This is a genomic window from Vibrio sp. 10N.222.48.A3 (genome assembly GCF_041475345.1).
Taxonomy (GTDB): Bacteria; Pseudomonadota; Gammaproteobacteria; order Enterobacterales; family Vibrionaceae; genus Vibrio; species Vibrio tasmaniensis_A.
Genome location: NZ_JBFRVX010000103.1, coordinates 2,432 through 3,754 on the forward strand (window position 1 = coordinate 2,432; position 1,323 = coordinate 3,754).

The 1,323-nt window shown below is 41.3% G+C and carries 2 protein-coding genes; one reads left to right on the forward strand and one right to left on the reverse strand.

What is annotated here, in order from left to right:
* Positions 1-372: 372 nt before the first annotated feature.
* Positions 373-672, reverse strand: a complete 300-nt coding sequence (locus tag AB4653_RS03900) for a hypothetical protein (RefSeq protein ID WP_009847048.1) — start codon at positions 670-672, stop codon at positions 373-375.
* Positions 673-892: 220 nt separating this feature from the next.
* Between AB4653_RS03900 and AB4653_RS03905 the strand changes: the two genes are divergently transcribed.
* On the forward strand, positions 893-1,323 hold a 431-nt coding region (locus AB4653_RS03905; RefSeq protein ID WP_372103380.1), incomplete at its 3' end, for a GntR family transcriptional regulator.

A 1,323-nucleotide genomic window follows, 5' to 3' on the forward strand; every position in this document is an offset into this window, starting at 1 on the left:
ATGACGTATAATTGAGTCGTTAGCGATTGATTGTAATTTGAAGTATCCATCGATAAGCCTTTGTTCATTTTCATCTTAAGGTCTCGCAACTATTCCTAAGTTTACGAATACGTATTTTGTGTATTAATTCACGAGGTTGGTAGGTATGTATGGCTAGTATAGCGAGTGTGAATAAGGTCGGGGATTCTATCGATAGCTTTTGTTGAATGATACAAAAAATTGGTTTGTGTTAGATAATTGTTAGCTAGATGGGTGTTATTACGGCAGTTTTTATGAAGACACTTGAATAGTCCCGGTTGAAATACGAGACTATTCAGTCGATATATTTGAGTAAAGTCGAGAGTGATTGACGACTACTTACCTCTAATCAAATTACTTTTTCAGATTGATTTCAGATTCAATTGAGTTGGTTTCAATGTCTGGGTGAGATGCTAGTTTGTCTGATGCCCATTGGTTTAGGTGTTTCAGAATAGCAGACACCGCGTGTTTCTCAGTTGGTGCTTGGTCTTGATCGACGTCGATCTCCTGCTTTGGATGTGAGCCTGTTGCATCTTCAGCGATATGGAGCCAGTCTGGGTGCCAGTAATATGGCTGGCCACTCGGTGTTGTCCAACTATGAACACCGTTTGACTCTCCTTTATAACTTAACTGGTCTGCTTCTATTTTTTTCATTTTTATCTCGCATGTTTTTTGGATTACATCAAATTATAGAGGCGTAGAACGAACTTGGCTCTCGCCTTGGTTACAAACTTAGCAAAGCATACAAAGTTATCTGTGAACCAATTCACACTATTATAGAAATTAGGCTCAATCATATGGATAGCAGCAATAGTTGTTAACGTTAGTGATAAAATCTCAGGCTTATTAGAATTTCTCTAGGTAGTACAATTAGATGGCGCGTTATGAAGAGCTTGCAAAGGATATTCGAACTCAGATAGCGAACAACACGTGGCGTTCAGGAGAAAAGATCCCTTCCGTCCGCATGAGTTGTCGCAATTACAGCGTCAGCAATAGTACTGTCTTACAAGCCTACCAATTGTTAGAAAGCGAAGGGTGGATCATCGCTAAGCCTCAGTCGGGCTACTTTGTTGCACCACGTGTGGACGGCGTTGATTATGAACTGCCGTTAGTACACAAAAAGAAAGCCATTAATGATCGCTTATTCGACTTTTTGAAATCGAGTTCGGCAGAGGGGGTTATTCCTTTTGGATCAGCATTCCCAGATCCTGACCTTTTCCCTTTGCCTAGCTTGACTCGAAACCTCGCCAGTGCGGGAAGGAAGATGACAGGTGCTAGTGTGATCAATAATCTGCCACCGGGCAG